5 protein-coding genes are annotated in these 6557 nt (G+C 69.5%); 2 read left to right on the top strand and 3 right to left on the bottom strand.

Features of this window, described 5'->3' with window-relative positions; all coding sequences use genetic code 11:
• Positions 1-87 precede the first annotated feature (87 nt).
• Positions 88-1473 (top strand): sensor histidine kinase, encoded by a 1386-nt coding sequence (locus tag Q4I23_RS11910; protein WP_498526378.1) that lies wholly within the window; start codon positions 88-90, stop codon positions 1471-1473.
• A 202-nt stretch (positions 1474-1675) separates the two neighbouring features.
• Here the strand turns inward: Q4I23_RS11910 and Q4I23_RS11915 are convergent, their stop codons facing one another.
• From Q4I23_RS11915 to Q4I23_RS11925, 3 genes are all read right to left on the bottom strand, one after another.
• Positions 1676-2299, bottom strand: coding sequence for a nucleotide-binding protein (locus Q4I23_RS11915; RefSeq protein WP_454018836.1), 624 nt, complete (start codon positions 2297-2299; stop codon positions 1676-1678).
• A gap of 11 nt (positions 2300-2310) precedes the next feature.
• Entirely contained in the window at positions 2311-3918 is a 1608-nt protein-coding gene (locus tag Q4I23_RS11920) for a CYTH and CHAD domain-containing protein (protein WP_454018835.1), read from the bottom strand.
• 95 nt (positions 3919-4013) lie between these two features.
• Entirely contained in the window at positions 4014-5126 is a 1113-nt protein-coding gene (locus Q4I23_RS11925; protein ID WP_498526379.1) for a class I SAM-dependent methyltransferase, read from the bottom strand.
• A 143-nt stretch (positions 5127-5269) separates the two neighbouring features.
• On the opposite strand from Q4I23_RS11925, the gene Q4I23_RS11930 reads away from it, so the two are divergent.
• Positions 5270-6466 carry a phosphoglycerate kinase gene (locus Q4I23_RS11930; protein WP_454018833.1) on the top strand — a complete coding sequence of 399 codons (1197 nt, stop codon included), beginning with the start codon at positions 5270-5272 and terminating at the stop codon, positions 6464-6466.
• Positions 6467-6557 lie beyond the last annotated feature (91 nt).

Genomic DNA, 6557 nt, shown 5'->3' on the forward strand with positions numbered 1-6557 from the left:
GCACCCGGCGCCGCCCGCGCTTGACCGCCCCGCCCCACGGTCCAGATGACTGCGTGATCGTGGTGCAACCATAGGGGCTTCCGGTTCATGGGCACGCAGGAACAGCCGGAAGCATGGCGCGACGAGAGCGAGGAGCGCCTGCGCGCCTTCATCGAAAGCGCGCCGCGCAAGATGTGGATCGCCCGCATCGACTGGACGGTCGAGTTCTTCAACCGTGAGTGGCGCGACTACACCGGACAGGGCGGCGCCGAGGGCATGCTGAATTGGCGGGAGGCCGTCCATCCCGCAGACCGCCCACGTCTGGACGAGGTGCGCCACCGGTCGGTTCCCCTGGGCCAGCCCTACGACGTCCAGGTCCGGCTGCGGCGGCAGAGCGACGGGCTGCACCGCTGGCACATCGGGCGGGTTTCCCCCGTCCACCTGCACGGTCGCCTGATCGCCTGGATCGGCGCCGCGACGGACATCGACAACCGCGTGCGTGCCGAGGCCGCCCTGCGCGAGAGCGAGGCCAACTTCCGCACCATGGCCAACGCCATCCCGCAGCTCGCCTGGATGCGCGATCCCTCCGATTACAGCATCTGGTACAACCAGCGCTGGTTCGACTTCACCGGCACCTCGATGGAGCAGATGCAGAACGACGGCTGGTGGACGGTGATCCATCCCGACCACGCCGACCTGATGCTGGAGGCCGTCACCGCCGCGCGGGCGGAGGGCCGGTCCTGGGAGTACACCGCGCCGCTGCGCCGCCGCGACGGCGTGTACCGCTGGCACCTGTTCCGCGCCGTGCCCATCCGCGACGAGACCGCCGGCACCATCACCCGCTGGTTCGGCACCAGCACCGACATCAACGAGCAGCGCGAGGCGCAGGAGCGCCAGCGGTTGCTGACCCAGGAAGTCAGCCACCGGGTGAAGAACAGTCTGGCGCTGGTGGCGGCGCAGCTCTCGCTCCAGGCCCGCGCGTCGGACAACGACGACGCCCGCAACGTCCTGATGGACGCCTACAGCCGTGTCCTGACCATCGCCGGGGTGCACGACCATCTGTGGCGGCAGTACGACGCGAGCTTCATCGACATGTCCGGCTTCCTGCACGGCCTCTGCCGGAAGCTCCAGGAAACCGCGCCGGGCCATGACCTGAGCTTCACCGGCGACCGGGTGATCGTGCCCACCGATCAGGCCGTCCCCATCGGGCTGGTGGTCAACGAACTGGTCACCAACGCTTTGAAATACGCCTATCCCGGCGACCGCGGAGGGCCGATCCGCGTGACCCTGCGCCGGGACGGCGAGGACGCGATGATCCTGGAGGTGATGGACCAGGGCGTCGGGCTTCCCGCCGGCTTCGACCTGTCCGCGCCGACGAAGAGCCTCGGCATGCGGTTGCTGGTCAACACCGTCCGGCAGATCAACGCCACGGTGGACGCCGAACGCCTCGATCCGGGAACCCGCTTTGCCGTCGCCATTCCGGTCGGACGGTGATCAGAATGAACGAACCACTCCGACGCGCCTCTATTCCTTCTCCCCCCTTGGGGAGAAGGTCAGGATGAGGGGGTGCCGAAGGCACACCAACTGGGCAAAACAAGCACGCTTCTTCGCCCTACCGGACGTATCGCCCCCTCACCCAACCCTCTCCCCAGGAGGGAGAGGGCTTCTTGGCCGGGATTGACGGCGCTCCGTCCGCTCACGCCTTCTCGATGTAGGCCAGCAGCGGTTCCCAGTCGGCGCGGTGCTCGGCGGCGCGCTTGCCGGTCAGGTCGAACAGGCTGAGACCGGAGGCCGCGGCGTCGGCGTAGATCTGGCTGTCGCGCAGGCGGGTCACCACGCTGTGCCCGACCCCGCCGAGAAACTGGTCCAGCCGGTCCGCCGCCTTGGTGCGGGGGCGCAGGCGGTTGCCGACCACCGCCACCGACTTGCGGTTCTTGGCGATCGACTTCAGCTCCTCCAGCTTGCCGAGGAAGCGCTGCGTCGCCTGCTCGTCGAAGGCGCTGGGCAGCACCGGCAGGACGACGACATCGGCCATCCGCACCAGATCCTCGATCTGCTTGGTCTTCAGGGCGGCCGGTGCGTCGATGACGAGGCGCTGGATGCCCTTCGGCGCGTCGGACAGGTCCTTCGCCCAGTCCAGACCCACCAGGGCGGAGGCCGTGGCCGGGCGGCGGGCCAGCCAGCCGAGCGAGGAGCGCTGGCGGTCCACGTCGGCCAGCGCCGTGCTGTGCCCAGCGGCGGCGCTGGCCGCGGCGAGGTGGGTGGCGATCGTGGTCTTGCCGCAACCGCCCTTGATGTTGGCGACGAGGATGGTCCGCATGGGTGGGAAGATTACCCCTCCCGGTCGGGCTTTGACCAGAAGGCTTTCGCGTCGGCGAACTCCTCCCACAGGCCACGCAGCGCCGTCTCGGATTCCGCCACGCCGCGGGCGTGCCAGCCGATGACGATGCCGGCGGCGCGCGGCTCGCCCGGCTCGGGGCGGCTGCCGTCGTCGTGCAGCTCGTGCAGCAGGCGGGTCGCCGTCGCCACGTCGTTCAGATGGCCCAGCGCGTCCTGGAAGGCCGACAGGTCCTGGATGTAGCGGCGGGCCGGCTTGTCGTCGTAGAGGCTGCGGAAGAACTCCGCCGCGTAGCGCAGCTTCTTCAGGGCGATGCGCAGTTCGTGCCGCTCGGTCACCGACAGGCTCGCGAAGCCGTGGCCGGCGCGGCGGGCCTTCTTGGCGCGACGCGACAGCAGATGGTCGGCCAGATCCTCCACCGGGTCGAACAGCCGGGCGGAATGCTCGCTGACCGGCTGGTCGCGCCAGCCCCGCGACTCGACCCAGGCGCCGAACTTCAGCAGGAAGGTGGTGTAGCGCTCCGACCGGATGGCCTCGCGCACCCCTTCGTAGGCGCGGTCGCGGCGGGCGCGCGCCGCCGCGGCGAGCGCGTCGATGTCCTCCTGGAGCGGCTTGCCGTGGCCGTCGGCGCGGTGGAAGGAATCCTTCACCGGCTCCAGCAGTTCGGCCAGGAAGACGTCCCAGTCGCGCGCCGGGCCGAGGCTGCCGCCCAGCCACTTCACCTCGCCCACCAGCCAGGCGTAGGACCCGGCGGGGATGAAATCCTTGAACAGGGCGAGCGCCGAGCGCAGGCGGCGCAGCGCCACGCGCATCTGATGGACGCCCTCCGCGTCCTCGCCGATCAGGGTGACGGCCTCGTTCGCCAGCATGTGGCCGATGCAGGATCGCAGAATGCGGGCCAGCGCGCCTTCCACCGTGGTATCGGCGTCAAGCTCCAGCTTGCCCGCCTTGACCACCTTGTCCACCGACCCGTCGGCAAGCGCATAGCCGCGCTCCGCCTTGGTCCGCGGGTCGAGCCGCAGCGGGGCGGCCTGGGCCAGCTCCAGCGCCAGATCGTAGAGGGCGGCGGCGGAGCCTTCGAGAAGCTCCAGCTCCACCTCCGACACGGGGATGGAGGCGCCGTCGGGGGCGCGGATCTCGCCGCTGTCGAAGGCGACCTCGATGCGGCTGGCGGTTTCGCTTTCGCCCATCGTCACCACGCGCACGGTGCGCTGGATGAGCGTGGTGAAGAGCGGCTGCAGTTCGGCCGCGCTGATCGAGCCCAGCAGGTCCAGCGCCTCCGGCGATTCGATGGCCGACAGGTCGGGGGCCGGTCCGGCGACCGGATGCTCCCACTCCGCCCGGCCAAGCTCGCCGCGCTCCGGCGCGCCCTTGACCGTCTGGAGATGCTGGTTGCCGACCTTGCGCACGCGCAACGTCACCAGACGCCCGGCCAGACGCCGGTCGGCGGTGTCGTAATAGGTGCTTTCCAGGGTCTTGGTGCCGGCTTTTCCCTTGGCGCGGGATGCGACCGCCGGGCAGGACCGGAGCTTCGCCATGTCTTCGGCCCTGACGGCCAGCTTCAGCTCGGTTTCCCGGTTGGACTCCGCTTCGACCACCATTCGTGCCCCGTCGTTTCCGGTGGGTCCCCGTTTTGCACAGGCCCCAGCCCCGGTCAAGTTACAGAACCATGACGCTTTTGTTGCAGTCCCCGCAATCAGGTGTCCGTCTTTTCCAACACCAGGAGCTTGGACATGTAGGCGAGCGACGTCTCGCGCAGGCGCAGCCCGGCAGCGGCGAACAGGGCGGGCAGGTCGTCGCGGGCGTAATGGGCGTAGAAGGGCTCGTGGAAGGACTGCGGAAAACGATCGATCAGCCCGTCCATCATCGGATTGTCGCCATACTGCACGCTGTCCATGAAGACCAGGATGCCGCCGGGCTTCAGCACGCGGCCCATCTCGGCGGCGGCCTGGGCGCGGATCTTCGGCGGCAGTTCGTGGAACAGGTAGATGCAGGTCACGATGTCCTGCGACCCGGTGACCAGCGGGATCGCCTCCGCCGCTGCCTGGACCAGCGCGCTGCTGCGCGCCCAGGGGGCGAGGTTGCGCCGCGCCTCGCGCAGATAGGCCGGGGAGAGGTCGAGCGCGGTCACCGGCAGGCGCGGGTGGTTGTCCTTCACGAAGGTCAGGAAACGCCCCGTCCCGGCGGCCACGTCGAGCAGGCGGCAGTCCACGCTACGGCGCGTTTTCAGATGCTCGAAGATCGGTACCAGGGTTTGACGGCGCATGGCGTCGGCGCCACCACCGAACAGCACCTCCACCTGATGGTCGTAGAGACGGGCGCTCTCCTCCGTCAGATAGCCGCCGGTCTGGTAATGGAAGTTCTGGCGGTAGTAGGCGGGCAACCCCCCGCTGCCGGGCGGCGGATTAGCCCGCACTTCGACCGCCGCGTGGTCGCGGCGGCGGCGCGACACCTCCGGCACGTCGCGGAAGAAGGCCGCGGCGTCGGTCAGCAGCCGGCGCGGGTCGGGCATCAGGTCGTGCGGCAGGCGGTAGTAGCCCGCCTCGATGTTGGCGAGGTCGCGGGCCAGCAGGGCGCGCAACCCCTCCAGAATCGCGCGGGTGCCGGGCACCGGACGCCCGCCGGGCGGGGGTGTTCGCGGCGGTCCGGTGATCCGCCGCCCGATCCGCGCGGCCATCATGTACTGGCCGAGGAACCAAGCGACGCGGGCGGACTGGCTGGCCGCATAAGCCAGCCGGGGAGCCAGCCGCGGGGCCGGCCAGGGAGCCGACCGGGCAGAGGGCTGCGGGGTGATCCTGTTCATGGACATAGAGATGGGATCGGTAGCCCCGCCCGCCCAGAGCCCGGTCCTTTCGCCGCATGGGGCAACCGGTCGCCCACGCGGGCCGTTGCAAAGCGGGCGCCCCTGTGCTGGATTGCCCGGCAAAAGTTCAACCCGTAGGGACAGCAGCCATGACCGAGTTCAACACCATCGACGACCTCGACGTGAACGGCAAGACGGTGCTGGTGCGTGCCGACCTCAACGTCCCGATGCAGGACGGCAAGGTCTCCGACACGACCCGCATCGACCGTCTGGCGCCGACTCTGACCGAGCTGGCGAAGAAGGGTGCGAAGGTCGTGGTTCTGTCGCATTTCGGCCGCCCGAAGAATGGTCCGGACGCCAAGAACTCGCTGCGCAACGTGCTGGACGCGCTGAGCGCCGCCGTCGGCCAGACCGTCGCCTTCGGCGAGGATTGCGTCGGCGACAAGGCCAAGGCCGCCATCGACGGCGTCCAGCCGGGCGCTATCGTGCTGCTGGAGAACACCCGCTTCCACGCGGAAGAGGAAAAGAACGATCCGGCCTTCGCCAAGCAGATCGCCGCTCTCGGCGACCTCTACGTCAACGACGCCTTCTCCGCCGCGCACCGCGCCCACGCCTCGACCGAGGGTGTCGCCCAGTATCTGCCCGCCGCCGCGGGCCGCCTGATGCAGGCCGAGCTTGAGGCGCTGACCAAGGCGCTGGAGAAGCCGGAGCGTCCGGTGGCCGCCGTCGTCGGCGGCGCCAAGATCTCCACCAAGCTGGACCTGCTCGGCAACCTCGTGAAGAAGGTCGACATGCTGGCGCTGGGCGGCGGCATGGCCAACACCTTCCTCTACGCCCAGGGCGTGGATGTCGGCGCCTCGCTCTGCGAGAAGGACATGGCCGATCAGGCCCGTGCCATCATGGAGACCGCCAAGGCCGCCAACTGCGAGCTGCTGCTGCCCAAGGACTTCATCGTCGCCAAGGAGTTCAAGGCCGGTGCGGCCAACCGCGCCGTCCCGGCGGACGGCATCGGCGCCGACGAGATGGCGCTGGACGTCGGCCCCAAGACGGTCGAGTTCCTGGGCCTGAAGCTCCAGGGCGCGAAGACGGTGGTGTGGAACGGCCCACTCGGCGCCTTCGAGATCCAGCCCTTCGACGCCGGCACCAACGCCGTCGCCGGCCTCGTCGCCGAGCGCACGTCGGAAGGCGGCCTGCTGTCGGTGGCTGGCGGCGGCGACACCGTGTCGGCGCTGGCCCATGCCGGTGTGGACGAGAAGTTCACCTACATCTCCGCCGCTGGCGGCGCCTTCCTGGAGTGGCTGGAAGGCAAGGACCTGCCGGGCGTGGCCGCGCTGAAGAAGAAGTAAGGTTTGGGGGAAATGGGTGGGTGGTCGGGACGGGCCCCCACCCTTCCCACGGCCTGTCTCTTATACACATCTGACGCTGCCGACGATTATA

The organism is Azospirillum sp. UFLA03-27 (genome assembly GCF_059803775.1).